We start from the raw sequence: 25,826 nt of genomic DNA, 5'->3' as shown, positions 1-25,826 counted from the left end.
GGAGGACTGTTGCAGTATGCCGAAAATCATTGGAATCGATTTGGGTACCACCAATTCCTGTGTAGCCGTGATGGAGGGCGGCGAGCCGGTTGTGATCGCCAACGCCGAAGGCGCCCGCACCACACCATCCGTCGTTGCGTTCTCTAAAGACGGGGAACGCATGGTTGGCCAAGTGGCCAAACGTCAAGCCATTACAAATCCGGACCACACGATCTCCTCCATCAAGCGCGATATGGGCACGGACCGCCGGGTAAAGATCGAGGGCAAACAGTATTCCCCACAGGAGATCTCGGCCATGATTTTGCAAAAGCTGAAGGCCGATGCCGAGAGTTACCTGGGCGGCAAGGTGACGCAGGCCGTCATCACTGTGCCCGCGTATTTTACCGACAGCCAGCGCCAGGCCACGAAAGACGCCGGTAAGATAGCGGGGCTCGATGTGCTGCGCATCATCAACGAGCCGACGGCCGCTGCGCTGGCATACGGCCTCGACAAGGAGCACGACCAGAAAATTCTCGTCTACGACCTCGGCGGCGGTACCTTTGACGTTTCGATTCTGGAGATTGGTGACGGCGTGCTAGAAGTGTTGGCGACGGCCGGCAACAACCGGCTGGGCGGGGACGACTTTGATGACTGCGTCATGAAATGGCTGGCCGGCGAGTTTAAAAAGAGCGAGGGCGTGGACCTCACAGGCGACAAGGTGGCTATGCAGCGGCTCAAGGAGGCCGCCGAGAAGGCGAAGATCGAGCTGTCGGGCGTGATCACAACGTCGATCAATCTGCCCTATATCACTGCCGACGCCAATGGTCCCAAACATCTCGACACGACGCTCAGCCGCGCCAAGTTTAACGAGCTGACCGCGCATCTGGTGGAGGCCACGATGGGCCCGACGCGTCAGGCGCTCAAAGACTCCGGCCTTGCCGCCGGCGACCTGGCCCGCGTCCTGCTAGTGGGTGGTTCCAGCCGCATCCCCGCCGTGCAAGAGGCCATTGCCAAGTTCACCGGCAAGGATCCGTTCAAGGGGATCAACCCAGACGAGTGCGTGGCGATGGGCGCCGCTATTCAGGCGGGTGTGCTGGGCGGCGACGTGAAGGATCTGCTGTTGCTCGACGTGACGCCGCTGTCGCTCGGCATTGAGACCATGGGCGGCGTGTTCACTCGCATGATTGATCGCAATACGACCATCCCTACCAAGAAGGCGCAGGTCTTCTCCACCGCCGCCGACGGGCAGACTTCCGTCGAGGTGCATGTGCTTCAGGGCGAGCGTGAGATGGCCTCGGCCAACAAGACGCTGGGGAAATTCCACTTGGATGGCATTCCACCGGCGCCGCGCGGCGTGCCGCAGATTGAGGTCACCTTCGACATCGACGCCAACGGCATTGTGCATGTGTCGGCGAAGGATCTCGGGACTGGCAAGGAGCAGCATGTGACGATCACCGCCTCTTCCAATCTGTCCAAAGACGACATTGACAAGGCAGTCCACGAGGCCGAGCAGTTTGCCGAGGAGGACAAACGCCGCCGCGAGGAGATCGACACAAAGAATCACGGCGAACAGATGCTCTACCAGTCTGAGAAGGCGCTGGCCGATATGGGCGACAAACTCTCGGACGCGGACAAGGCGCCGGTAGCCGCCGCCGCCGATGCGCTCCGGGAAAGTCTGAAGACAGACGACTGCGGCGACATTCGCGAGAAGACAGAGTTGCTCTCAAAGGCGTTTTACGCCGTGAGTGAAAAACTTTACAGCCAGGTGCCGCCGCAGGCGGGCGGCGCGCCGCCGCCTCCCGGCGCCGGTGCAGACGCCGCCGGCACAGGTCCCGTGGTCGACGCCGAATACGAAGTGGTAGACGGGGACGAAAAGTGATACAAGGGGCCGGTCCCCCCGGTGTTTGGGGCCGGCCCCTTGTCATGAGTTTTATTGCAATTTCTGACTGCCCGTGGTATAATCGAAAAGCAAATGCACCGGTTTGTTTGGCGCGCGGTGGGTGCGGTGTCACGGCGAGGGAAGGAGTTTGTCACATGCCCGAGCGGAAACGGGATTTTTATGAAGTGCTAGGCGTGCCGAAGGACGCCTCGGACGATGCGATCAAAAAGGCGTACAGAAAGCTGGCTAAGGAAAACCATCCCGATCTGCATCCGGGCGACAAAGGTGCGGAGGCCCGTTTTAAAGAGATAAACGAGGCGTACGAGATCCTGTCCGACAGCACAAAAAAGGCGCGATATGACCAGTTCGGTCACGCGGGTGTGGACCCATCCTATGGGGCAGGCGGTGGTCATGGCGGCGGGTTTTCCGGATTTGGAGCGGAATTCGACCTCGGCAGCATCTTTGAGTCTTTTTTCGGCGGCGGATTTTCCGGAGACGCCGGGCGGAGGAACGCCCCCCGGCGGGGCGAGCATATCCAGACGCATGTTATGCTTTCGTTTGAGGAGGCCGCGTTTGGCTGTGAGAAAGAACTGGAGGTCACCCGCATTGAGCGTTGCGAGGCCTGCCACGGTCAGGGCACGGCCGACGGCAGCAGCCCACAGACGTGTAAAGTCTGCCGGGGCGCTGGTCAGGTGCGCACCACACGGCAGACGCCGCTCGGCAGTTTTGCCGCCGCCTCACCTTGTCAGGCCTGCCATGGCACGGGGCAAGTCATCGAAAATCCCTGTCAGGCCTGTCGAGGTACGGGACTGAGCCGTCGTAAAGTGACGATTCAGATCAAGATCCCTGCAGGGGTGGACGTCGGGCAGACGGTTTCTCTGCGCGGGCAGGGGCATGCGGGGCAAAACGGCGGGCCGGCGGGCGACGTTCGGGTTGGTATCGACATCCGTCCGCATCCGCTCTTCACGCGGGACGGCACGTCCGTCCACTGCGATTTCCCCGTCACCTTTGCCGAGGCCGCGCTGGGCGCCGAGCTGGAGGTGCCCACGCTGGATGGAAAGGTCAAGTACAACATGCCGGAGGGTACACAAAACGGGACCGTGTTCCGCCTGCGCGGCAAGGGAATCCCCTCGCTGCACGGCCGGGGCAGGGGCGACCAGTTCGTCCATATCGCCGTGGAAGTTCCCCGCGGTCTGAGTCGGAAACAAAAAGCGCTGCTCCAAGAATTCGCCAATGCCGTCGGCGAGGCCAACTATCCCCAGAAGAAAGGTTTTTTTGACAGAGGCATATAGCGGGCGCACTGCATCCGGCGTGAGATGATCCAGGCATGAAAGGCGAGGTGTTGCCGTGTTGGCCGAATTCCTGCTGAGACTCAGGGACACCTTCTCGCAATTTTTCGAGGAAATGAGAGCCATAGGATGGGAGGGTTTGGTGCTCATCTTCCCCTTGGCTGTGATCGTGTTTGTCGTGTTGTTTTTCATCTGCTACGGCAGGGACATGCAACCGCGCGCCGGTACGCTGGAATGGATCGAACGGCTGACGCCCGCCCGTTTTACCTGGGAGGGTGCGCGGGGGCGTATGATGCGCGCCGACTGGTGTGCGGCCGCTGGGTTCACGCTGGTGTATGCATCGCTGGCCTTCGGCGTTTTGCTCGGGGACAACTGGGCGCCGCAGACATTCTGGCAGGCCACATCGGATGAAAACGCCGCCGTCGTCGACTTGGGCGGGATCGAGACGATCGACACTGTAATGTATTACACCGGACTGTGGCACGGCGAATGGACGCTGGCCTTCTCCGAGGACGGCATGGCCTGGCGTGACCAGCCGGAGATGGAACAGGACTATCCCGATCTGTTCAAGTGGCAGTACGCCAAATTGGAGGAGGCGGAGCAGCCCACCCGCTATGTGCGCATCACGTCGGCCGGACCGCCGATGGAATTGGGTGAGATGGTCTTTGTCGTCAGGCGCGGCGGCGTGCGCACGTTGCTCAATGTGAACGCCTTTGTGTCAGAACCGCCGGGTGCGGAGCGTCTGTTTGACGAACAGCGTTTCTGCCCGTCTACCCCAACCCAGCTGAACGGTATGATCTTCGACGAAGTCTACCACGCCCGCACCGCCTACGAATATGTGCGCGGCGTGTATCCCTATGAGACGACGCATCCGCCGCTCGGCAAGGGTATCCTCTCCCTTGGCATCCGGCTTTTCGGCATGACGCCCTTCGGCTGGCGTTTCATGGGTACGCTGTTTGGTGTTTTGATGGTACCGCTTCTGTATGTCTTTGTCAAGCTGCTCTTTGGGAGGACCCAGATTGCCGTGTGCGGCACGGCTCTCTTCGCGTTCGAGACCATGCACTTCACGCAGACCCGTCTTGCCACCATCGACACCTACGGTGTTTTTTTCACGTTGCTCATGTATCTGTGTATGTATCTGTTCATCACGTCCGGGTACGAGGCTCCGATCAAAAAAACCGTCTGGCCGCTTGCGCTGTGCGGGCTGTCCTTTGGGCTCGGGATTGCCTCCAAATGGACGGGATTTTATGCGGCGGCTGGACTCGTGGTCCTGTATGTGATGTATCTCGCGGCGCGGGGGCGGCATCAGGCGGCGGCTGGGCAGAGGAATCGCTATCTGAGGTTCTTGTTGGCCACCCTCGGCCTGTCCGTCCTCTTCTTTGTCTTGATCCCGTTTGGCGTCTATCTTGTCTCTTACATCCCGTATGCGACGGCCAACGGGCGCGCACTCACCCTGTCTGGGCTGCTGGATGAGATGTGGCGAAACCAGATTGCCATGTTCCGATACCACGCCCACGAAAGTGCCACTCACCCGTTCCAGTCCCGCTGGTATCAGTGGCTCTTCGACGGACGGCCCATCCTGTACTATCAAAAGTACACGGATGCGACTCGTGCGGTCATCGGTGCGTTTACAAACCCGCTTACGACCCTGGGCGGTCTTGCGGCCGTCGGCGCGTGCGTGTTGGGGTATCTGCGCGGCAAGAGCCGCCACGCGTTGTTCATCGCGGTGGGGTATCTGGCCCAGGTGGTTCCATGGTTCTTTGTGAGCCGCATCACATTCGCATACCACTATTTCCCGGCCATGATCTTTTTGATTCTGGCGCTGTGTTATGTGTTCAATGGGATCTGGGAGCGATATCCGGCGCATCGCAGCCGCGTCATCCTGTTTACGGGGGTGGCGGTAGCCTTGTTCTTCCTGCTATTCCCCGCCGCCTCAGGCCTCCCCATGTCGCACTGGTACGCCGGAAGCTTCGTGAAGTGGCTGCCGTCCTGGCCGTTCTGAGGGAAAAGAGATAAGTGCCAAAGGGCACTTTGATACGTCGCACTGGTATGCCGGAAGCTTCGTGAAGTGGTTGCCGTCCTGGCCGGTCTGAGAAATTATACTGAGAGGCCGGGCTTGGGGTTCGGCCGGATGGGAAGGATTATGAGTTATTGGGCCGATGTCCACACACACAGTGTCTTCTCCTCCGACGGACATGATGCGATGGACGTGATGGCGAAGGGTGCGGTGCAAGCGGGGCTTTCGGCCCTGTGTGTCACGGACCACTTTGACACCTGGAGCAGTTTCGACCCGGAGCTGCACCGCGTCGCTTTCGAGGCGGTCCGCGCGGTCGTCTCCGACCGTCTGACGTTCCTGCGAGGCGTGGAACTGGGGGAGGGGCATACGCTCGGCGCCCGGGCCGAGACGCTGCTGCTGGCCGGCGGCCCGCTTGATTTTGTGTTGGGCTCCTGCCACTGCATTCACGACAAGTCGGATTTCTACGACATGCCCCGTATGGACCGAACCGAGTGTCTGACGTTGATCGCCGAGTACCTCGAAGAGTTGCTCGCGATGATTCGTTGGGGGCGGTTCGACGTGCTGGGGCATCTCACATATCCGTTGCGTTACATGGTCGGACGCGACGGCATCGCGGTGGATTTTGCTCCGTTTCATGATGTGTTGCGCGCCCTGTTCCGCGCGCTTATCGAGGGCGGGCACGGTCTGGAAGTCAATGTGTCCAATCTGCGCCGGCCCGGCGGATTTCCTATGCCAGATCTCCCGTTGCTCAAACTCTACCGAGCGTGCGGCGGGGAGATCGTCACCGTCGGCTCGGACGCGCACCGGGCGCGGGAGATCGGCGCGTACATCCGGGAGGGTTGCGCCCTGCTGCGTGAGGCCGGGTTTAAGCGTGTGGCGGTCTACGAAAATCGGCGGCCGGTTTGGCACCCGCTGCCGTGAGGCATAAAAAGTAAAAATTTGGAAATTATAGCCACGCGCAGGGAGCTGCTTCTGACACCTGGACCATGGAGGGGCGTGATATTTGTCTTGGAAAGGTGGATTTCTCTCATGTCTAACGACTCCTGTCGGATGCGGCGCCGGGAGATCTTGGCTGTCGTTTTGACGGCCGCGCTGTGTCTGCTGTTGGCCGCCTGCGGCTCGCCGCCGCCCCAGCCGCCGCCGGGTGTTGTGTCGCCCAATGTGGATGCTCCGACGCCGCTGGAGGACGTTACGCCGGATGGCGGCATCGTCTCCCCGGAGGCGTCCGTCGGTCCGTCCGTGTTGGATACGCCGGACCCCGGCCAGCCGGTGGTGACGGAAGCTTACTGGGAGGAGAAGGCTCAGGCAAGGGACGGCCGGGTGGTGGCCGATATCCGTTGCACTCTGCCGGTGCTGCCAGACGACGTGCCGGTGGCGATCCTCGCCTATTACGACGGCAAGAGCCGCGCCTTCCGACAGTATGGGGAGGAGATCCAGCGCAACGCGCAGGCCCACTACGAGGCCAGTCGGAGCGGAGATCTCGACTTTGCTCCCTATACGCTGGAGCAGAATTTTATGATCTCTTATAACCAAAACGGACTGCTGAGCGTGGTGCGTGACATCTCCGTGTTCTCGGGGGGGGTGCACGGGGATATTTTGGTCGAGACGGAGACCTTTCGGCTGACGGACGGGCGGACACTGTCCTTGGACGACCTGTTTTCCGTCGGGCGGGATGTGTACCGGCCTCGCTTGGCGGAGGCTGTCTGTGCGCTCATCGAACAAGATCCGGACGATTACTATGAAAACTACCGCGACATCGTCGAAGAGAATTTTCCCGAGGAGACGTTTGCTCTGACGGAGGACGGACTGACATTGTACTATGGGACATATACCCTGGCGCCTTTCGCCGGGGGCATTCCCCGTTTTGAAATTCCTTACGGGCAGTTGACGGATATATGGAAGGTCTTTTAAAGAAAAATATGCGCTGCCGCGCGGTGATCGAAGGGTATACCAGCGAGGGATTCGGTGTGGCGCGTCTGGACGGCCGCGCGGTGTTTGTGCCTGGCGGCGCGCGGGGTGACGAGTGTTTGCTGCGGGTCCTCAAGGCCGGCCCGGACGGGCCGGTGTACGCCGCGATCGAGACGCTGCTGGTTTCGTCGCCCGCCCGGCATACGCCAGCGTGCCCCGTGTATCGACCCTGCGGCGGCTGTCACTTTCAGCACATCGGCTATGAGGAGGAGCTCGCGCTAAAGAAGACGCGCGTCGAGGACGCGCTGGTTCGCATTGGGAAAATGGACCTGCCCGTGGAGACGATCTGGCCGGCGCCCGCCTTAGACGGCTATCGGAACAAGGCGCTCTTTCCCGTCCGCGCGGTGGACGGCCGTCCGTCCACAGGTTTTTTTCGCGCACGCAGCCACGATCTGGTGCCCGTGGCGCGTTGCGCGCTCCAGAGCGAGAAGGCCAACGTGTTGGCCGCGGCCCTGCGGAGCTGGATGGAAGACTGTGACGTGACGCCTTACAACGAGGCGTCCGGTACGGGTTTGATCCGGCATCTCTTTGTCCGTACGGGTACGGACGAGACGCTTGCCTGTCTGGTGACGTCCGAGGCGACGATTCCCTGTCGGCAGGCGCTTGTCAGGCGGCTGCGTACAGCCTGTCCCTCCCTCGTCGGACTGGTGTTGCAGGCGAACACCCGACGAGACAACGTCGTGCTGTCGGGGAAGACATCTCTGTTGTGGGGCCGGGAGACGATGGAGGACACCCTCTGCGGGCTGCGATTTCGTCTGTCGGCCGCGAGTTTTTACCAGGTCAACCGTCTGCAGGCCGAGCGGCTGTATGCCCTGACTGCCGAGTACGCGGCGCTGACGGCGGGGGACACTTTGCTCGACCTCTACTGTGGCGTGGGCACGCTCACACTGCACCTGGCGCGCGGGGGCGCGCGCGGTTACGGGGTGGAGCTCTCTGCAGAGGCCGTGCGCCGAGCCCACGAAAACGCCGTGCATAATGGCTTGCCGCAGGTCCGGTTTTTGCAGGGTGACGCCGCCGAGGCGGCCGCACGTCTGCGTGCCGATGGCGTGCGACCGGACGTCGTCACAGTGGATCCGCCTCGGAAGGGGCTGGAGGCTGCGCTGATCGAAACCATCGCGCAGATGACGCCGGCTCGCGTCGTCTATCTCTCCTGCGACCCCGCGACGCTGGCCCGTGACCTTGCCCGTTTCGCGTCGCTTGGTTACGCCCCCGTCCGTTGCACCGCCGTGGACATGTTCCCTCGCACGTCACATGTGGAGAGCGTGTGTTTACTGGAGAGAGTGTAGGGTCTTGCCAATCAGACGTGTTGATGTATTCGTATTCGTGGTCACAACAGCAAAACAACATAACGGCATATGACATATTTTAAGGCGACGTATATTCCGTGGCAAGAACTGTGCTACTGCGGGGTAAAAGGGAGGCAGTGCTGTGTGTGAAGTGGCGCAGGGCGGCGTTCCGCTCGGGGTACTCTGGGCGAAGAAGTCACGCGGCGGCGGTATGCAGTGGTTGCCGCTCCAGGTTCATTTGTCGGACACCGCCGAAACGGCGAAATTGCTGTGGGACAGGCATATCACGGACGGGGTCAAAAAACGCGTCGCAGAAGCTTGCCAGTGCGATGAGTCCGCGGCGCGGGCGCTGTGCATTTTTACTGCGGCGGTGCATGATCTCGGCAAAGCGACGCCGGCGTTTCAGAAGAAGGAGACATATCCGAAAAATCGAGACTTGGACGAGCGGATATGTGAAAGGCTGCGTTTTATGGGGTATGAGTGGCCGCCGATGAAAGACCCGTCGGCGACGCCGCATGCGCTCGCCTCGCAGGTGCTCTTGGAGAATATGGAGTACGCCAAGCACATTGCAGTCATCGTGGGTGCCCATCACGGCAAGCCGTCAAATGCTGGCTACAAAAAGACCTACTGTTCACATAGGAATAACTATGGACGCGGACACCGGTGCTGGGAGGCCGCGCAGCAGGAGATTGTCACATGGGCGTTGAAGCTCGCGGGTATGAGCTCCGCCAAGGATCTATCGAAACCAAAGCCCGCCGCGCAGGTCTTACTTGTCGGACTTGTCATCATGGCGGATTGGATTGCCTCGAACGAATGTTATTTTCCCTTGATTTCGATTGACGCGGAAATCGAGCTCGACTCCGCAGACCGCGCGAGAAATGCATTCGATGTGCTCACGTTTACCCAGCCGTGGATTGCTGACAGTCCATATGTGCATCCTGACGTATACATGGAGCGTTTTGGCTTTCATCAAGCAAATGCGATGCAAAAAGCCGTGGCGGACATCGCAGTGAATATCCACATTCCCGGCATGATGGTCATTGAGGCGCCTATGGGCAAGGGCAAAACGGAAGCGGCGCTTGCGGCGGCGGAGATTTTCGCACATAAAGCCGGGCGCGGTGGCGTATTCTTCGCCCTACCAACGCAGGCGACATCGGACGGTATATTCCCGCGTTTTTTGCATTGGATTAACAGCTTTGACGACGGCATGGCGCATAGCGTGGAGCTTGTACACGGCAAATCGTGGCTCAATGAAAAATACCAAAAATTGCCAAAATTCGGTGATGATTCGAATATTGGAAACGATTTGGATGTCAACAGAGAAAGAGGCCAAGTGGGTGTTCACGCATGGTTTTCCGGTCGGAAGCGCGCGATGCTTGCTGATTTTGCCGTCGGTACGATCGATCAAGTGCTGCTTGCCGCGCTGAAGATGAAGCATCTGATGCTACGGCATCTCGGGCTTGCCGAAAAGGTTGTGATCATCGACGAATGCCATGCCTATGACGCGTATATGAGCCGATACCTTGAAACGGCGCTCCGTTGGCTCGGTGCTTATGGTGTGCCTGTGATCGTGCTCTCCGCGACGCTCACAGGTGCGAAACGTGCGTCGGTTATTTCGGCGTATCGCGGTGACAGAGTGCCGAAATTCGGCGTCGAAATCGCGAACAATCGTGCGTATCCACTGATTACATACACCGACGGTGACGGCGTTTGGCAGTGCGAGGTTGAACAGGAGGACTCGGATACAGTCATCGCGGTCAACAGGCTCGGGTTTGACAATATAACGGACAAGCTTGGGGCGTTACTGTTGGACGGCGGAGTGGCGGGGGTGATCGTAAACACGGTAAAAAGGGCGCAAAGTCTCGCAAAACGCCTGCGGGAGAAATTCGGGGACGATGATGTGCTGCTCATACACTCACGGTTGATAGCGGCGGAGCGCGTCAAGCGTGAAGCAGAGCTTCTCAAGAAACTCGGTAAGCCCACCGACAACCCAGAGCGCCCGCAGAGGTTGATCGTCGTCGGAACGCAGGTGTTGGAGCAGTCACTGGATATTGACTTCGACGTACTCATAACGGATGTTTGTCCGATGGACTTACTGTTACAAAGAATCGGACGGCTTCATCGCCACGCGGGACGCGTGCGTCCAGTAGCGGTTTCACAACCGGTATGCTATGTGACGGGGATTGAACTGGATGAGGACTTTGACGAGGGCTCCGTCAAGGTTTACGGAGAGTATCTTCTCTCTCGCACGCGCGAGCTTCTACCGGACAACGTCGCGCTCCCGCGCGACATTCCGGAACTCGTGGAAGCGGCTTATGACGGTGGTGGCGACGAGTCGCTGTATGCGCTTTGGGACGCGGAGATTGTGATGCAAAGAAAAAAGGCTGGAGATTTCAAGATAGCAAATCCGTCGGACAGAGAAGATGCGACGATTGTCGATTGGCTGAGCACCGACGTCCCGGACGATCCGTCGGGCAAACGTGGTGAGTGCGCTGTGCGTGACACAGATTCGGCAATTGAGGTCCTCGCTGTTTTTGAACATGGTGGAAAACTTACAACAACTGACGGTGTGGCGCTCCCAGAACACGATATAAGCGAGGAGACGGCGCGTCATCTTGCGCGGCAGAGCATACGACTTCCCGTTGTGCTGTCAACAGTTGAGTGCATAAAAGAGCTTGAAGAACTGTGCCTCAAGAAGTTCCCGCAGTGGCAGACCTCGTCGTGGCTGGCGGGAGAGCTGTTTCTTGTGTTTGACGAAAACGATGAGACGGCACTTGGCGGATATTACGTCTTGTACGATAGAGACAATGGACTGAGTTGGGCGAAAATGTAAAAATACACAGAAATTTGTGGAAAGCATGAAAAGGGTATTGACATAAGAATTTAACCATGGTATTATAATAATGTGATATGTATATATATAACTGGTGCGTTGCAGATTGTTCTCCGCGTAAGCGGAGGTGATCCAGTGATTTGTATGTATTTACCAATGTTCCCCGCGTAAGCGGGGGTGATACTTGCGGCGATGTGTATAAATGCATATAAGAAAACGGGGTGACGCATGATTGTCACGTATTCAAGACCGGCTGTCAGGGCCATCTCTCACATGGATATCCATACAAAACAACGAATAAAAGCGGCTATTGAAAAGCTGCCGGCTGGTGACGTGAAAAAATTAACGGGGTTCCTATATGCATATCGGTTGCGTGTTGGTGGTTGGCGAATATTGTTTGATATGCGAGAAGACATTAAGATTACAAACATTCTCTCGCGTGGAGAGGCATACAAAAAATGAAAGGAGTTATCGTATGAATGTAAGCCGTGAACAGCTTCACGATCTCATTAATATAGTGGATGCTTCCGAATTTGATGTTCTTTATCATGTGCTTTCAAAATTCATTCCTGAGGATACGCCGACATCCAACGAAATAGAGGCCATTGAGATAGGGCGAGAAGCCTTTCGGCAAGGCGATTGTGTGCGGCACGAGGATATCGACTGGAATTGATGGTGCAGTTTCCGTGTGAGCGAGTGGTAGGTTTGATGTTGTAAAGACAGAGAAAACGAACTTGCTTTACTGTAGAAAGGGGTTGATTTGCCCTGTGAAAGAGTTCAATCTGTTGCGTGAGAAATGGATCCTTGTAATGACACTGAATGGAAAGACGGAGGCATTATCGCTTATCGAGATTTTTCGGCGTGCGTCGGAACTGCGAGCCCTCGCGGGTGAGCTTCCGACGCAGGACATCGCTGTACTGCGGCTGCTTCTCGCGATTCTCCATGCGGCGCTTGGTGGAAGAGATATCGACGGCAATGAGCTGCCGGACAACGAAGACGATAAAATTGACGGCGCGTTTGCACTGTGGGGTGCATTGTGGGACCGCGGTGCGTTTCCGTGTGAACGGATTGAACGCTATCTTGAAAAGTATGAAGAGCGGTTTTGGCTGTTCCACGATGAGACACCGTTTTATCAGGCGAAAGTTGTTGATATGATAGACGAAGTGTTCGGTCCATTTCCTGTGTCAAAACTGATAGGAGAGTTGGCGGAGAGTGAAAATAAACCGCGACTATTTCCACCTCGCTCCGGCGATGGGAAAGTATCGATTACATATGCTGAAGCGGCGCGGTGGCTTATCTATTTTGTTGCTTATGCAGAATCATTTGGGAAACTCGAACAGCATGGAAAGAAGCACGGCGATCCAGGAACTGCGGGAACGGGTTGGCTCGGTAAGTTCGGGCAGATATACGCCACGGGCGACAATTTTTTTGAGACGCTTGTATTGAATTTTGTATTACTCGACAATGGTAGCCCGTGGAACGAAGAAAAACCGGCTTGGCTTGAACAGAGGACGCGTGAGCATCGCTCCATAAGAACACCGGACAATCTTTCAGAACTGTATACTTTGCAATCACGATTGGTTTTATTGAAACAGCAAAATGGTCATGTTGTTTCATATCGATTTGTCAGTGGTGATTTCTGTTCACCGGTGAATGCATTTGTGGAGCCGATGGCGGCGTGGTATCACTCAAATAAAGATAAAAAAAATGCACCGCCGGAATACAGTCCTCGTCGTCATCATGCAAGTAGGCAGTTGTGGCGTGATTATTCAGCATTAATAGCACCAATAGATGGAGCACGCCGTCCGGGTGTGATCTCTTGGCTCGCCTACCTGAAGGACCAAGGAACTTTGGATAAAGCGGTAATCTCGTTTGGAACGACCGGCATCAAATATGGTAGCATGCAAGCTGCAGTTACAGATACATTTGCCGATTCGCTTACATTCAACATGGCACTGCTCGTTAGGCTCGATGGCGGGCAGGAAGGTTGGGGATATCGTATAATCGACGAACTTGAAGTTACCGAAAAATGGGCATATGCTGTCGGTGAACTCGCCGCAAAAATCGCAAAAGCGAGTGGTGGAGACGGTGCGGGAGAACGCGATTCTGCCCGTGAACAGGCGTACTTTCGCCTCGATATGCCATTCCGTCGGTGGTTGGAGAGTATTGATCCGAAACAGGACGACATGGATAATAAATCGTACGAGTGGCGGGAAACCGCACAGCGGATTGTCCGAAGGCTTGGAGAGGAGTTGTTCAGTGCCGCCGGAATGAAGGCATTTGTGGGACGAGGCGAAAACAGCTCGCCGCGGGCGTACGGCTATTTCCTCGCCGCGACATCTTTGCGAATATGAGGAGTGATGAAAATTGAACAAAGCATGGGAAGCAAGGCTTGTGTCTGGATGTGTAAAGAGGAAGATTGAAACGCTCACACAGCGTGGAGAGTCCGTAGCGCGGGCATCGCTTGCCAAACTGAGGCGCGGGGTGGGAAAACCGCCGTGGAGCATACCGGCGCTTTGGGGATTGGTATTTGCGGATGTGCCTGACAAGCTCTCCAGCGACCACGCCAGACAGATAGCGGAGGAAAACGCGATATATACGGCGATCACGCTTTACGCGTTACATCAGCAGAGCAGCGACGTGAAGCAGTCGCCAATGAGCATTTCGGGCATATCGCTGGGCGCTGCAGCGCGTAAGCTCGCGTCAGCGCGCGATGGCGATCAGTGGGGCGAGGGACCTGTGCGGCGAAGATTTGTTGACGCGGCAGCCTCGGATAGTACAAAGGAGTTTGCTCAGCATCTGCGCGGATTTGTACAGCTGCTGAGGGCTGAGGGAATACCGCTCGATTATCCTGCGCTCGCGGAGGATCTGTACTGGTTTCATTTTCTGAAAACTCGTGATGATGTGCGCCGCCAGTGGGGCCTCGACTTTTACAGGAACAAAAATGCAGATATGACGAATAATGAAGAGGAGGAAAAACGCAATGAACAATAATAGGCTTTATATCGACATCCACATACTCCAGACAGTGCCGCCGAGTTGCATAAACCGGGACGATGTCGGAGCGCCCAAAACGGCGGTTTATGGCGGTGTAACGCGCGCGCGTGTGTCAAGCCAGTCGTGGAAAAAGGCTGTGCGAGATATATTCAGTAAGGAGCTTGCCGAGAACGAAGTCGGCGTTCGCACGAAGCGAATCGCAGATATGGTCGCGAAAGAAATCTATGCGCTGAACCCGGAGTATGACAAAACTGCCGTCAAGACGGATGCAGAAAAAGTATTGCAGCTCGCTGGTCTTCAGGAAAAGAGCACGAAAGCCGGAAAGGATGCGCCATTGTTCTTTATGAGCGTATCGCAGGCGAAAGCACTCGCAAAACTCGTTGTCGAGGATGAAATTCTGAAAAGCGACGCCAAAGACATGCAAAAGAAGAAAGGAACGGATCCAAAAGCGCAGAAGGCGCTGACCGATAATCCTGCTATTGACGTCGCGCTGTTTGGACGAATGGTTGCGGACGATCCAGGGCTGAATACAGATGCGACAACGCAGGTTGCGCATGCAATTTCAACGCATAAGGTCGAAAATGAATTTGACTATTTTACCGCCGTAGACGACTTTCCAGCTGAAGAAAAAACCGATGCTGGAGCGGGGATGATCGGCACGGTAGAGTTCAACTCATCGACACTGTATCGCTACGCGACTGTGGCGGTGCATGATCTGCAGAGAAAACTCGGCGCCGCCACGGCGAAGGCTGTAGGTACTTTTGTGGACGTATTTGCACGGGCTATGCCAACAGGTAAGCAAAACACCTTCGCAAACCGTACGATTCCCGATGCGGTACTTGTCACAATTCGGGGGGATCAGCCGGTAAACTTTGTTGGTGCTTTTGAAAATCCGGTGAAGCCTAAAAATGGATACTTTGCGGGCTCTGTCGAACAGCTGATTAAAAAGGTTAATGAGACATATTCGGATTGGCTTGCGGAGCCGGAAAAGTCTTTTGTTGTGGGTGCCGCGCTCGGTGCGCCTGATGTGCTTGCTGCGCTTGGTACGACGGTAGAAAAGGTCAAGCTGGATGCTCTTGCCAAGAAAATTGAGGAATACTTAAATGACCATACTTCTTAGGCTGGCTGCGCCGCTCCAGTCTTGGGGAGTCGGCAGCAAATTCGACCGACGCGGCACTGAGCGTGTTCCTACGAAGAGCGGGGTCATCGGTTTGTGTGCGGCCGCTATAGGTATTTCACGCGAGAACAAAGAGAAAATACATGAGCTTTCTTCCCTGAAATTTGGTGTGCGCGTGGACAGGCCGGGTGTATTGTTGCGTGACTATCATACGGCGAAGAGTGGGAAAACAGCCTATGTTACAAATCGGTACTACCTGGCGGATGCAAAATTTACGGCGGGGTTGGAGGGAGTAGAAGCTCTTCTCCATGATATTGACGCGGCATTACGTCGACCGGCGTTTCCCCTATTTTTGGGAAGAAGAAGTTGTCCGCCTGAGGGGAAAGTCGCGCTCGGGATCGTAAAAGAGTCGTTGCTTGACGCGTTGAGAACCGACGCCGGATGGGAATATATTTCTTATGATGGCGATGGTGTTTATTTGGTTCGTGATGTACCCGTAAGTTTCAGCCAAATACGGCGCGAATACGGCTTCCGTTGTGTGGAACAAATCTCCGCAGAAAAGCAAATTGGTGAAATTGAAGATGAAATAGATTGGTTTAAAGAATCGGAGATGCCATGATGTATATTTCACGAATTGAATTGGACGCTACGCGACGTGAAACGCTCCGTGCACTTGCATCGCCATCTGTACTGCACGGAGCGCTTGAGCGTTGTTTTGATGGTGAACGAAGGCATCCACTTTGGCGAATTGACATGTTATGCGGAAAGGTATATTTGCTGATAGTAAGCGCGGTACCACCGAATTTATTATCTATAAAAAGGCAATTCTGTTTGCCTGAAAGTGCCGGTGAAACACGTGATTACACACCAGTACTTACTCGAATTCATGAAGACGATGCCATGCGTTTTCGACTCCTTGCAAATCCTGTACATAGGTTTATAGAAAATGGCGTGAAGAAAATTGTTGCGCATCAAACACCAGAACATCAGCGCGGATGGCTTCGCTCAAAGGCCCAGAAGTGCGGCTTTTCGCTCCAAGACGGAGCGTTTGATGCAGTGTCTGAAGGGTGGAAACGATTTCGGAAAGCGGACGGGAGTTTTGTGGAAATCAAAACTGTGGCTTTTGAAGGTGTGTTGACGGTAACAGATGCGACCATTCTCCGCGATGCTCTCACCGATGGCATCGGACGGGCGAAGGCTTATGGCTGCGGACTTTTGACACTTGCAAGGGGCAATGCCAATGAACAGTAATATCTCCGGGCTTGAAAAAGCAGGGCTCCAGGCATTGCCGCAGATGCGTGACCGTCTCTCGTTTTTATATGTTGAACACAGTAAAATCAACAGACAAGACGGCGCCATTACGCTGACGGATGCGCGCGGAACAGTGCATGTTCCGGCGGCGTCACTTGGGGTGCTCATGCTTGGGCCGGGAACGGATATATCACATCGCGCCATGGAGCTCATTGGCGATTCCGGAACATCTGTTGTCTGGCTTGGGGAGCGCGGAGTGCGGTATTACGCGCATGGGCGTCCGCTCACACATTCCGCACGGTTTCTCATTCGGCAGGCTGAACTTGTGAGCAATGTGCGAAGCCGCGCCGCCGTGGCACGGGAGATGTATACCATGAGGTTTCCCGGTGAAGATGTTTCAAAGCTGACAATGCAGCAGCTTCGCGGACGCGAAGGCGCACGTGTACGCGCCGTATATCGAAAAATGTCGAAGTGCACGGGCATTCCGTGGAATGGTCGCGAGTATGACCCTGATCATTTTGAGTCGGGTGACGCGGTAAATCAGGCGCTGTCGGCAGCTCACGCCTGTCTTTATGGGTTGTGTCACAGCGCAATTGTGGCGCTTGGCTGTTCGCCTGGTTTGGGGTTTGTGCACACTGGTCATGAACGCTCATTCGTATACGACATCGCAGATTTATATAAGGCAGATATTACAATTCCTGTGGCTTTTGAGATGGCGGCCGACAGCGACGGCGACAGCGACATCGGCGGCAAAACAAGACGCGCTGTGCGTGACAAGATTGCAGACGGGCGGATTCTTGAGCGGTGTGTGAAAGATATTCGTCTGTTGTTACTTGAAGAATCTGCAGCGGAGGACGAGCCAGAGGTTGAGATATTACGTCTATGGGACGACAGGATTGGTGAAGTTGAAAGCGGAAAGAGTTATTCATGATGATGGTATTGTCACTTACTGATTGTCCAAATGCACTTCGCGGGGATCTCACGCGATGGCTTTTTGAAATCGACACAAATGTCTATGTGGGCAGTGTCAGCGCACGCGTACGCGACGAGCTCTGGAAGAGGGTCACTGAAAACGCCAAGTCTGGCCGTGCGGTACTCGTCTATCCCGCGAAAAACGAGCAAGGGTTGGAATTTCGTGTCCACAATAACCGTTGGGAGATTCGGGATTTTGATGGGTTGACACTTATGTTTCGCCCGTTTGATACACATATGTCTGGAGAAGAACGGCTGAAACCGGGATTTTCAAATGCGGCGAAAAACCACAGAGCACGTCGTTTTTCCAGTCACGCCGTTTTGCGGGGGTCAGCGGAAAAGGGCGCCTCGCTGTTACGAGGTGAGGCGGAGTATATAGTTCTCGACATAGAAACGACCGGTCTGGATCATTCAAAAGACGAGATTGTAGAAATTGGGGCGCTCCGAGTCGAAAGCGGTGAGGTGACCGCGGTGTTTAAGCAAATACTTGCGATTGAGGTAGCGCTGCCGCCGGCGATTTCTAAACTGACAGGTATTACAGACGAAGAAATCAGGCACAGTGGCAGAGACCCGTTTGACATCATGCGTGAGCTCGCGGAATTTACAGGTGATTTGCCGATTGTGTCTCACAACGTGGATTTTGATATAGGATTTCTGAGAAATGCCTGCAGAAAAATGGGACTGCCGCTGCCTGTAAACCGGTGTATTGATACGCTTGTATTGGCTCGCCGACGAGTAAAAGATGTTGTCGACCACAAGCTCGGAACACTTGCGGAGCATTTCGGAATCGAGCGAAGCGGGGAACACCGTGGGTATGATGACTGCCTGACGGTAAAGCGATTATATGAAGAGCTGATGAAATTGGGATGACAGCACGATGGTTTTGTAACAAGAAAAGTAAATGAATTTCGGCGCTCTGGATACTGGATGTGTAGATGACACAAGGGTTTTCTTAGTGTGTTCCCCGCGTAAGCGGGGGTGATCCGCTGTACAGCGGCGGCACACACAATCCGCTGTAGTGTTCCCCGCGTAAGCGGGGGTGATCCCTCTCGGACTGGGAAAAGCCACGCACGTATACAGTGTTCCCCGCGTAAGCGGGGGTGATCCTAAAAATGACAAGCACAACAATCAGGGGCCTAGGTGTTCCCCGCGTAAGCGGGGGTGATCCTCCAAGAGTAGGTTGAGATGTGTCGGAGGCAGCGTGTTCCCCGCGTAAGCGGGGGTGATCCTTGTCGTTGTGCTTGTCATTTTTATTTCCTCCTGTGTTCCCCGCGTAAGCGGGGGTGATCCCGCGCAAAAAATGCTAGACACCCTACGGGCCCTGTGTTCCCCGCGTAAGCGGGGGTGATCCTGTCCGTGCGGACTCTGCTACAAGCATGAGCACGTGTTCCCCGCGTAAGCGGGGGTGATCCTAAGGTATCTACTTTTGCGTGCCCTACTATATAGTGTTCCCCGCGTAAGCGGGGGTGATCCCCGGGATAACAAATGTTTTGAAACGAAAGGAAGGTGTTCCCCGCGTAAGCGGGGATGATCCTATGGCGTTTTGAAGAAGCATTTTCAAGTTCTTGTGTTCCCCGCGTAAGCGGGGGTGATCCTAACGTGGCCGACAGACAAGACGCAGGCCAAAAGTGTTCCCCGCGTAAGCGGGGGTGATCCCATCTGACGGTTTTTCAGGAAGATACGGCGGTGGTGTTCCCCGCGGAAGCGGGGGTGATCCTTTAATGATGAGACAAAACAGACCGAATTCGTTGTGTTCCCCGCGTAAGCGGGGGTGATCCCCGTAGTGTATAATAGCACTAAACCCAAAGAACTCAGTCGTATCAAGGGTTTGCGGGCATGGCGTAGTCCTTTTCCAACACTATGCCAACCAATATACGGGGACAAATTTGCCGCTTAAAAACTCTGACGTTAAATAAACACTAAATTTGCCCCGCGAAAATGAAGGAGGATTTTCATGGGCAAAACAATCTTTATCGGAGCCAGAAAGGGCGGCGTGGGTAAGACAATGACCGCCGCAAGCCTTGGCGTGGGACTTGCCCGCAAGGGCAAAAAGACGCTCGTCATAGACGCGGATAGCCAGCATTCCCTCACCGTGAGTCTCGGCGTGAAGGAACCGGACAAACTCCAGTTCACGCTCGCTACAGCCATGAACCGCATCATCAGCGAAACGGATTTCAGTCCCACGGACGGAATCATTCACCACGCTGAGGGCGTGGATTTGCTCCCCGCCAGCGACGGCCTGACGGGTATCGAACTGGCTCTCGCGCCGCTCATCGGGCGGGAAACCGTGTTACGGCGGTATATCGAAGCAGTGAAGCCGCTGTACGACTTCATCTTAATTGATACCGCGCCGACCCTTGACCTGCTGACCGTAAACGCACTCGCCGCCTCGGACAGCGTGATCATTCCCGTCGCGCCAAAATTTCTGGACGCGAAAGGGCTGGAGCTTCTGCTGAAAAGCATCGCGCAGATACGGCGGCAAATCAATCCCGCACTCTCCATTGAGGGCATACTGCTGACGATGGTAGACCGCAGAGCGAACTTTACGCGGGAAATTATCTCGCTCGTTGAGAACGCATACGGCGGCAACATCCGTATTTTCAGCGAATATATCCCGCGCTCTGTCCGTGCCGCCGAAACGTCGGCTCGCGGAATCAGTATCTTTAAGCATGATCCGAACGGTAAGGTCGCGGCGGCGTATGCCGCGCTCGCGGAGGGGGTGCTTGGTTATGCCGCGTAATCAGACAGCCGGAACCCTCGCCCTCGCGGGATTTGATGACATTTTCAGTCCAACAGGCAAGGTCTTGACCATGCGGGGCGAGCAAATCGTTGAACTGCCGCTCCCCGAACTGTTCCCGCCTGACTTCCACCCGTTTCAAATCAACGACGACGCGGAGATGGAGCGGCTTGCCGAAAGCGTTAAGGAATACGGCGTCCGAGAGCCGGGACTTGTCCGTCCGAGAGCGGACGGTGGCTATGAGCTGCTCGTCGGCAACCGCCGCAAGAGAGCGTGTGAACTGGCTGGAAAAGCGAATCTGCCCGTCATAATCCGCGAACTCACGGACGATGAAGCCGCCATCATCATGGTCGATTCCAACCTCCTGCACAGGGAGCGGATTCTGCCCAGCGAAAAGGCGTGGGCGTATCATATAGAAATGGAAGCGCTGAACCACAGCGGCGTCAGGGGAAGACAGCACTCGTATCAGGTTATGGAGGCGAAAACCGGCGAGAAGAAAAACCAAATCTTCCGCTATATCCGGCTTACCGAACTGATTGACGCCCTGCTCGACAAAGTTGACGCGAATAAACTCGCGTTCAACCCCGCCGTGGAACTGTCATATCTGTCCATACCGGAGCAGACCGCCGTCGCGGACGCGATGGCGCGGTACGAGGTCAAACCCTCGCTCTCGCAAGCTGTTCGGCTGAAAAAGCTGAAGCAAGACGGGACGCTTACCACCGAGACTATTGACGCGGTACTCTCAGAGGACAAAAAGCTACACAAAGGCGAGCCGGCAGGTTCCCTGCGGTTCCGGCGATTTTTCCCGCCGGAATACTCGCCCAAACAGATGGAGACGGTAATAATTGGTCTGCTGGCAGACTGGAAAGCGAGGGTGGCGGGATGAATGCGGCTTTTGAATTGATCTATCCACTTCAGATTCATTCAAGCCTATTCATCGGCAAGGAACCGTCAGCCGTCCTGTTCGGTGACGAACGAGTGAATGTGAAAACATGGCAGCAGGTCGTGGGCATAATCCTGGCGCGGTGCGACAGCGAACAGCATGAGCGTCTGATGTACCTGCGCGACAAGGTTTACGGCAAAATTCAAAGAATCCTGTCCGCGAGCGATTCAGGTATGCGGAGGCCGCTGAAAATCTGTGAGGATATGTATATCGAAACATATTACAGCTCGCAAACCATGATGTATATCCTCAGATGTTTGGTACTCGCGCACACTGAGTTTGATTACTCGAACATCAGTATCGCCATTAAGAGGAAATAGCGGCGGATCACAGACACCCCCTCGCGTTCCCAACCCACAAGGATTGGGAACGCGAGGGGGTGTTTTTCATTGTGCCAAAAAATTTAGGAGGGATCGGAATGACCCAGTTCACAAGAATTTATGACTGTTTCGAGTATCGCCTTGAAGATTTAGGTTGTCGGGCGCGGGAGCGCGGAAGGTGAGTTATGCCTATAACCTACCTCAAGTGCGCCAAATGCCTCCATACGTTTGATACCTACAAAGAAGCGCGGGAGTGCGAGAAATCGCATTTGCGCCCGGTGTCGGCGAAGGCGATCCAGTACACCATCAAGCCGTACCCATACTCAATTGAAGTCACATTTAACAACGGGGAGAAACACATGTTCAACGCTCAGGGCTTGGGTGGGTAAGAATGCGGTTAAGAATTGCAGAAACAAATAAGCGAAAAGACCGTCGTCCTGTCGGTCAAGGCGGCAAAACTCACGGGGCAGCTTTTGGAAAATGTAAACAAACTGAATACGAAAAACTAGAGCGGCTCGTTTTCCCAACTGCGGGAGAGCGGGCAGCTTTTTGCTTTTACTCAGAATTTCGAAGGAGCGACCATCTTATGAGCCAATTAACCAATGCCACGAAAAACACCCGTATTTACAACAAGTTCGCTTATCATTTATCCGACTTGGACTGCCGATATTGCGCCAATTTCATCAGTGACGCGGCGGTGAAACATAGCAGCGCCCACGGCTGCGGACGGTCTGAGTGCGAGTTTCGGGACTTACGCGACGAGTGTGATGCGTCGGGGCGCATTAAACGGAGAAAGGGGGAAGAAGCCGGATGGCGGGAGTGAGCAAAGAGCAGATTGAACGGGCGAAAGCCATGCCGTTGCTTGATTATCTGCTCTCTCACGAGGGCGATAACTTTAAGCGCGTTGGCAATGCCTACTACCGTCGCGATCCCGACCACAATTCGCTGGAAGTGAGCAATAATCTTTGGCATTGGCACAGCCACGGCATTGGCGGCAACATCATTGATTACCTCATAAAAATCAACGGGTACAGTTTTGTGGATGCAGTACGGCATTTGGCGGGCGATGATTGTTCCGCTTCATACACCATTCCAAAAGCCTGGCCAATCCCGCCGAAAGCAAGACCGCCCACTGCCCCATTGGAACCAACCGCCGCCAACAATCCGCCGGAAAGGAGCCAGTTCAATTTGCCACCGCGAAACTGCGACAACAACCGGGCTATCGCCTATCTCGAAAGCCGCGGCATTGATAAGTCCCTGATTCTTGACGCTATCCGGCGCGGTTGCCTTTATGAAACGGCAATCCATCACAACGCCTGTTTTGTAGGACGTGACGAGAGCGGCAAAGCTCGATTCGCCGCTTTGCGCGGCACGGTCGGCAGTTTCAAGCGAGACGCGGACGGCAGCGATAAAAAATTCGGTTTCTGCCTGCCGCCGAATGAGCGCGGCTGCAAGACAGCTATCGTCTTTGAATCGCCCATCGACGCGCTAAGCCACATGGCTCTTTTCCCCGACGTTGACGGCTATCGGTTGTCGCTGGGCGGCACGGCGTTATCGGCGCTGACGCGGTTTCTCGATGTTCATAAGGAAATTACGAACATCACCGTCTGCACGGATAACGACGCGTCGGGCAACGCTTGCGCAGACAAAATCGCGGAAGCATGGGACGTTTCAGCCATTCGAGAGCTGCCAAAGCAGGGCAAGGACTGGAATGAATTTTTACAAATCACGCAGAAATCAGAGGTGAAAGAAATGGAAGACGTTCGGAAAGAGATTGTGTTTCGGGACAGCGGCCATAAACCGCTGTTCACGGTTAAAGACGGCGACAGCATTAAAATCACAGTCGCTTACAACGGCGAGGAATTGATATGCAAGTGCCGCTGGATTGACGAGGCGCACACGAAAATCGGCAGCGAATATTACCACAACGATGAGTTCTCCGAAAAGGCGGCGAAAGTAGGCAACAGATATGAAGCCGTGCCGAATCCAAGGCCGAAGATTGACGTTCTCGCTGCGAAGTACGGAGAGGACTTGCAAGCCGTTGAAATCCCGATGACGGAAGCGGCTGTCAGAAAGCTCGTCGGCGGCAATTACACGATGGAGACGCTGTATAATTGGGACAAGAAATACATTTTCGGCGCTTTGGTGCGCGGAAAGGACGGCATAGCGGTATGCGGGATTGGCGGCGGGAACAACGACACGCTCACCAGTCTGCACCCGTACCACGCGCAGACGTACAAGCGCGAATTAAGCCCGGCAACACCGCCGCAGCCGCGAAAGGTGTCTTTGCTCGACGAGCTTGAGGCGACGCAAAAAGAGGTCGCCGCGACAAACGCCGCGAAAGCGCCGGGCGATAAGCCAAGAAAACGCGACGAGCGTTCTTGAAGCACGAATTCCAAATATTAGGAGGAGGATTTATTATGTCTTATGCAAAACAATTTCCAATCCGCGTTACGCTTGATGTGGATGCCTGCAATCTTCTGATTGAAGCCCTAAAAGGCAACGAGGAAGATTTTGAGGGAAGCATTGCCGAAGAAGCGAAGGGGTTAAGGGAGAAAATAGAAAATTATGGGCGGCGCGAAACCGACGCAAACGGCGAGGAGATTGTCCGCTTAGGCTTTTATGAAAAGGAGGGCGTGAAGTTTATCCGGCAATTCTTGGCCGCCGCAAAAATGGCCGCAGAATACCGTGAGCTGTTGGATTTTAGCGATACAGTTTGCGCGGAATACGATACCTCTGTCGAAACGGAGGTGTAGGCGCTATGCAAGACCAAGTAAACGAAAAAGCCGTCGCGCTCTCCGTCAAAGGCGTGAAGATAACGGGGCGGCTGCTCGCAAAGGCTATGCGGGCGTTTTTGCAACAGGCGCGGGCGTCCCCCAAATCCAAGCAAGGCAAGCAGAGTATAAAGTCGCTCACGAAACAGGGCGCGAGCCTGTCCAACATTGAAATCAGCGGTGACAACATCGGCACATTCCAAAAGACCGCCCGAAAGTACAATGTTGACTTCGCCCTCAAACGCGACGATTCCGAAGCTCCGCCCAAATGGTTCGTGTTCTTCAAGGCGAAGGACGCGGACGCGCTCACGGCGGCGTTTGGCGAGTACAGCAAAATCACGCTGCGCGAAAAAGAGCGCAAGCCCTCTGTCATCGCGAGCTTGGAGAAGTTTATCGAAGCCGCGAAAAGCATTGCCGCCCCTGTCAGGAATCGGAGCAAGGGAGGGCATGAATTGTGATAGACACAAGTAAAATTAAGCGGTTCGCGTTGCCCAATCTGCCGTATGTGTTCCTGTTTTGGCTGTTCGACAAGCTCGGCGAGGCGTACAGGCTTGCTTCGGGGCGCGATATGCTCCACAAGTTCATTGCCACGACAGCGACGCTTAATACAACAATCGCCCGCCCCGCGCCGTCCTTCGATACGTTCGATTTGCTGATCGGACTGATCGGCGCGGCGGCGGTTTACGCGGCGGTTCTGTACAAGAAGCATAACGCCCGCAAATGGCGCAAAGACCGCGAGTACGGCTCAGCCCGTTGGGGCAACAAGGCCGACATTGAGCCGTTCGTTGACCCTAAGCCCGACAACAACATCAGTCTGACGGCAAGCGAAAGCCTGATGCTCAACGGCAGGCCAAAGAATCCCAAACACGCGCGGAACAAAAACGTGCTGATTGTGGGCGGTTCGGGCAGCGGCAAGACGAGGTTCTGGCTGAAGCCCAACCTTATGAACCTCCACAGCTCGTATTGCATTACCGACCCGAAAGGCCAAATTCTGGTCGAGTGCGGGAAGCTCTTGCAGCGCGGAGGGCCGAAATTACGGAAGAAGCTCGGCAAGGACGGCAAGCCGCTGAAAGACAAAAACGGCAACGACGTTACGGAGATTGTGCGCGGCAAGAATGGCAAAATCGTGTATCAGCCTTATGAAATCAAGGTTCTGAACACGATTGACTTCAAAAAGTCGATGCGCTACAACCCGTTCGTGTACATTCGGGGCGAGAAGGACATACTGAAATTCACCACGGCTCTTATTGCAAATACGAAGGGCGAGGACGCCAAGAGCGGTGAGGATTTTTGGGTCAAAGCAGAAGTGTTGCTGTACTGCGCCCTTATCGGCTACATTCACTATGAGGGGCGGCCGGAGGAAAAGAATATGAACACGCTTGTCAGGTTCATCAACGCGATGGAGGTTCGCGAGGAAGATGAGACATACCAAAACGCCGTGGATTTGATGTTTGAACGGCTGAA

Annotated in this window: 24 protein-coding genes and 1 CRISPR repeat array; all 24 genes read left to right on the top strand. The window is 55.3% G+C overall.

From position 1 onward, the window contains the following. Window positions 1-16: 16 nt before the first annotated feature. Complete coding sequence (gene dnaK / locus LBK75_10365) at window positions 17-1,858, top strand: molecular chaperone DnaK (GenBank protein MDR1158684.1); 1,842 nt, start codon at window positions 17-19, stop codon at window positions 1,856-1,858. A gap of 155 nt (window positions 1,859-2,013) precedes the next feature. Then, window positions 2,014-3,150 (top strand): molecular chaperone DnaJ, encoded by a 1,137-nt coding sequence (dnaJ, locus tag LBK75_10360; protein ID MDR1158683.1) that lies wholly within the window; start codon window positions 2,014-2,016, stop codon window positions 3,148-3,150. A 55-nt stretch (window positions 3,151-3,205) separates the two neighbouring features. After that, window positions 3,206-5,149, top strand: coding sequence for a phospholipid carrier-dependent glycosyltransferase (locus LBK75_10355; GenBank protein MDR1158682.1), 1,944 nt, complete (start codon window positions 3,206-3,208; stop codon window positions 5,147-5,149). A gap of 141 nt (window positions 5,150-5,290) precedes the next feature. Further along, complete coding sequence (locus LBK75_10350; GenBank protein MDR1158681.1) at window positions 5,291-6,085, top strand: histidinol-phosphatase HisJ family protein; 795 nt, start codon at window positions 5,291-5,293, stop codon at window positions 6,083-6,085. Between the two features lie 108 nt (window positions 6,086-6,193). Then, a complete protein-coding gene (locus LBK75_10345) occupies window positions 6,194-7,075 on the top strand; it encodes a DUF3298 and DUF4163 domain-containing protein (GenBank protein ID MDR1158680.1) in 882 nt (293 codons plus the stop codon). Further along, window positions 7,060-8,418: a 23S rRNA (uracil(1939)-C(5))-methyltransferase RlmD gene (rlmD, locus tag LBK75_10340; GenBank protein MDR1158679.1), complete on the top strand. Its 1,359-nt coding sequence runs from the start codon at window positions 7,060-7,062 to the stop codon at window positions 8,416-8,418. Before LBK75_10345 ends, rlmD begins: the two co-directional genes overlap by 16 nt. Before the next feature lie 142 nt (window positions 8,419-8,560). Next, on the top strand, window positions 8,561-11,251 hold the full coding sequence (gene cas3 / locus LBK75_10335; GenBank protein ID MDR1158678.1) for a CRISPR-associated helicase Cas3': 2,691 nt from the start codon (window positions 8,561-8,563) through the stop codon (window positions 11,249-11,251). Window positions 11,252-11,479: 228 nt separating this feature from the next. Further along, window positions 11,480-11,713 (top strand): type II toxin-antitoxin system RelE/ParE family toxin, encoded by a 234-nt coding sequence (locus LBK75_10330; protein MDR1158677.1) that lies wholly within the window; start codon window positions 11,480-11,482, stop codon window positions 11,711-11,713. 13 nt (window positions 11,714-11,726) lie between these two features. Next, window positions 11,727-11,924 carry a hypothetical protein gene (locus LBK75_10325; protein MDR1158676.1) on the top strand — a complete coding sequence of 66 codons (198 nt, stop codon included), beginning with the start codon at window positions 11,727-11,729 and terminating at the stop codon, window positions 11,922-11,924. Between the two features lie 94 nt (window positions 11,925-12,018). Beyond that, window positions 12,019-13,605 (top strand): type I-E CRISPR-associated protein Cse1/CasA, encoded by a 1,587-nt coding sequence (casA, locus tag LBK75_10320; protein MDR1158675.1) that lies wholly within the window; start codon window positions 12,019-12,021, stop codon window positions 13,603-13,605. A gap of 13 nt (window positions 13,606-13,618) precedes the next feature. Beyond that, window positions 13,619-14,245, top strand: a complete 627-nt coding sequence (gene casB / locus LBK75_10315; GenBank protein MDR1158674.1) for a type I-E CRISPR-associated protein Cse2/CasB — start codon at window positions 13,619-13,621, stop codon at window positions 14,243-14,245. After that, the gene (gene cas7e, locus LBK75_10310) at window positions 14,235-15,368 is read left to right on the top strand and encodes a type I-E CRISPR-associated protein Cas7/Cse4/CasC (protein MDR1158673.1); all 1,134 of its coding nucleotides are present in this window, start codon (window positions 14,235-14,237) and stop codon (window positions 15,366-15,368) included. Before casB ends, cas7e begins: the two co-directional genes overlap by 11 nt. Further along, window positions 15,352-15,984, top strand: a complete 633-nt coding sequence (cas5e, locus tag LBK75_10305) for a type I-E CRISPR-associated protein Cas5/CasD (protein ID MDR1158672.1) — start codon at window positions 15,352-15,354, stop codon at window positions 15,982-15,984. Before cas7e ends, cas5e begins: the two co-directional genes overlap by 17 nt. Next, entirely contained in the window at window positions 15,984-16,616 is a 633-nt protein-coding gene (gene cas6e / locus LBK75_10300; protein MDR1158671.1) for a type I-E CRISPR-associated protein Cas6/Cse3/CasE, read from the top strand. The genes cas5e and cas6e overlap by 1 nt, the downstream gene beginning before the upstream one ends. After that, entirely contained in the window at window positions 16,606-17,547 is a 942-nt protein-coding gene (cas1e, locus tag LBK75_10295; GenBank protein ID MDR1158670.1) for a type I-E CRISPR-associated endonuclease Cas1e, read from the top strand. The genes cas6e and cas1e overlap by 11 nt, the downstream gene beginning before the upstream one ends. Then, window positions 17,544-18,458, top strand: coding sequence for a type I-E CRISPR-associated endoribonuclease Cas2e (cas2e, locus tag LBK75_10290; GenBank protein ID MDR1158669.1), 915 nt, complete (start codon window positions 17,544-17,546; stop codon window positions 18,456-18,458). The genes cas1e and cas2e overlap by 4 nt, the downstream gene beginning before the upstream one ends. An 87-nt stretch (window positions 18,459-18,545) precedes the next feature. Next, window positions 18,546-19,366: a CRISPR direct-repeat array (repeat unit 28 nt; unit sequence GTGTTCCCCGCGTAAGCGGGGGTGATCC). Between the two features lie 176 nt (window positions 19,367-19,542). Further along, complete coding sequence (locus LBK75_10285) at window positions 19,543-20,328, top strand: AAA family ATPase (GenBank protein ID MDR1158668.1); 786 nt, start codon at window positions 19,543-19,545, stop codon at window positions 20,326-20,328. Next, window positions 20,318-21,211, top strand: coding sequence for a ParB/RepB/Spo0J family partition protein (locus tag LBK75_10280; GenBank protein ID MDR1158667.1), 894 nt, complete (start codon window positions 20,318-20,320; stop codon window positions 21,209-21,211). The genes LBK75_10285 and LBK75_10280 overlap by 11 nt, the downstream gene beginning before the upstream one ends. Next, window positions 21,208-21,588, top strand: coding sequence for a hypothetical protein (locus LBK75_10275; protein ID MDR1158666.1), 381 nt, complete (start codon window positions 21,208-21,210; stop codon window positions 21,586-21,588). Before LBK75_10280 ends, LBK75_10275 begins: the two co-directional genes overlap by 4 nt. A 391-nt stretch (window positions 21,589-21,979) precedes the next feature. Then, a complete protein-coding gene (locus LBK75_10270; GenBank protein ID MDR1158665.1) occupies window positions 21,980-22,411 on the top strand; it encodes a hypothetical protein in 432 nt (143 codons plus the stop codon). Then, entirely contained in the window at window positions 22,399-23,973 is a 1,575-nt protein-coding gene (locus LBK75_10265; GenBank protein MDR1158664.1) for a toprim domain-containing protein, read from the top strand. The genes LBK75_10270 and LBK75_10265 overlap by 13 nt, the downstream gene beginning before the upstream one ends. A 35-nt stretch (window positions 23,974-24,008) precedes the next feature. Continuing rightward, window positions 24,009-24,344, top strand: coding sequence for a hypothetical protein (locus LBK75_10260; protein ID MDR1158663.1), 336 nt, complete (start codon window positions 24,009-24,011; stop codon window positions 24,342-24,344). A 5-nt stretch (window positions 24,345-24,349) separates the two neighbouring features. After that, window positions 24,350-24,820: a PcfB family protein gene (locus LBK75_10255; GenBank protein MDR1158662.1), complete on the top strand. Its 471-nt coding sequence runs from the start codon at window positions 24,350-24,352 to the stop codon at window positions 24,818-24,820. Beyond that, window positions 24,814-25,826: type IV secretory system conjugative DNA transfer family protein (locus tag LBK75_10250; GenBank protein ID MDR1158661.1), on the top strand; the 1,013-nt coding region annotated here is incomplete at its 3' end. The genes LBK75_10255 and LBK75_10250, both read left to right, overlap by 7 nt.

The organism is Oscillospiraceae bacterium (assembly GCA_031265355.1).
GTDB lineage: Bacteria > Bacillota > Clostridia > Oscillospirales > UBA929 > JAIRTA01.
The sequence above is the reverse complement of the archived record's forward strand: the minus strand, read 5'-3'. Positions and strand labels throughout refer to the sequence as shown.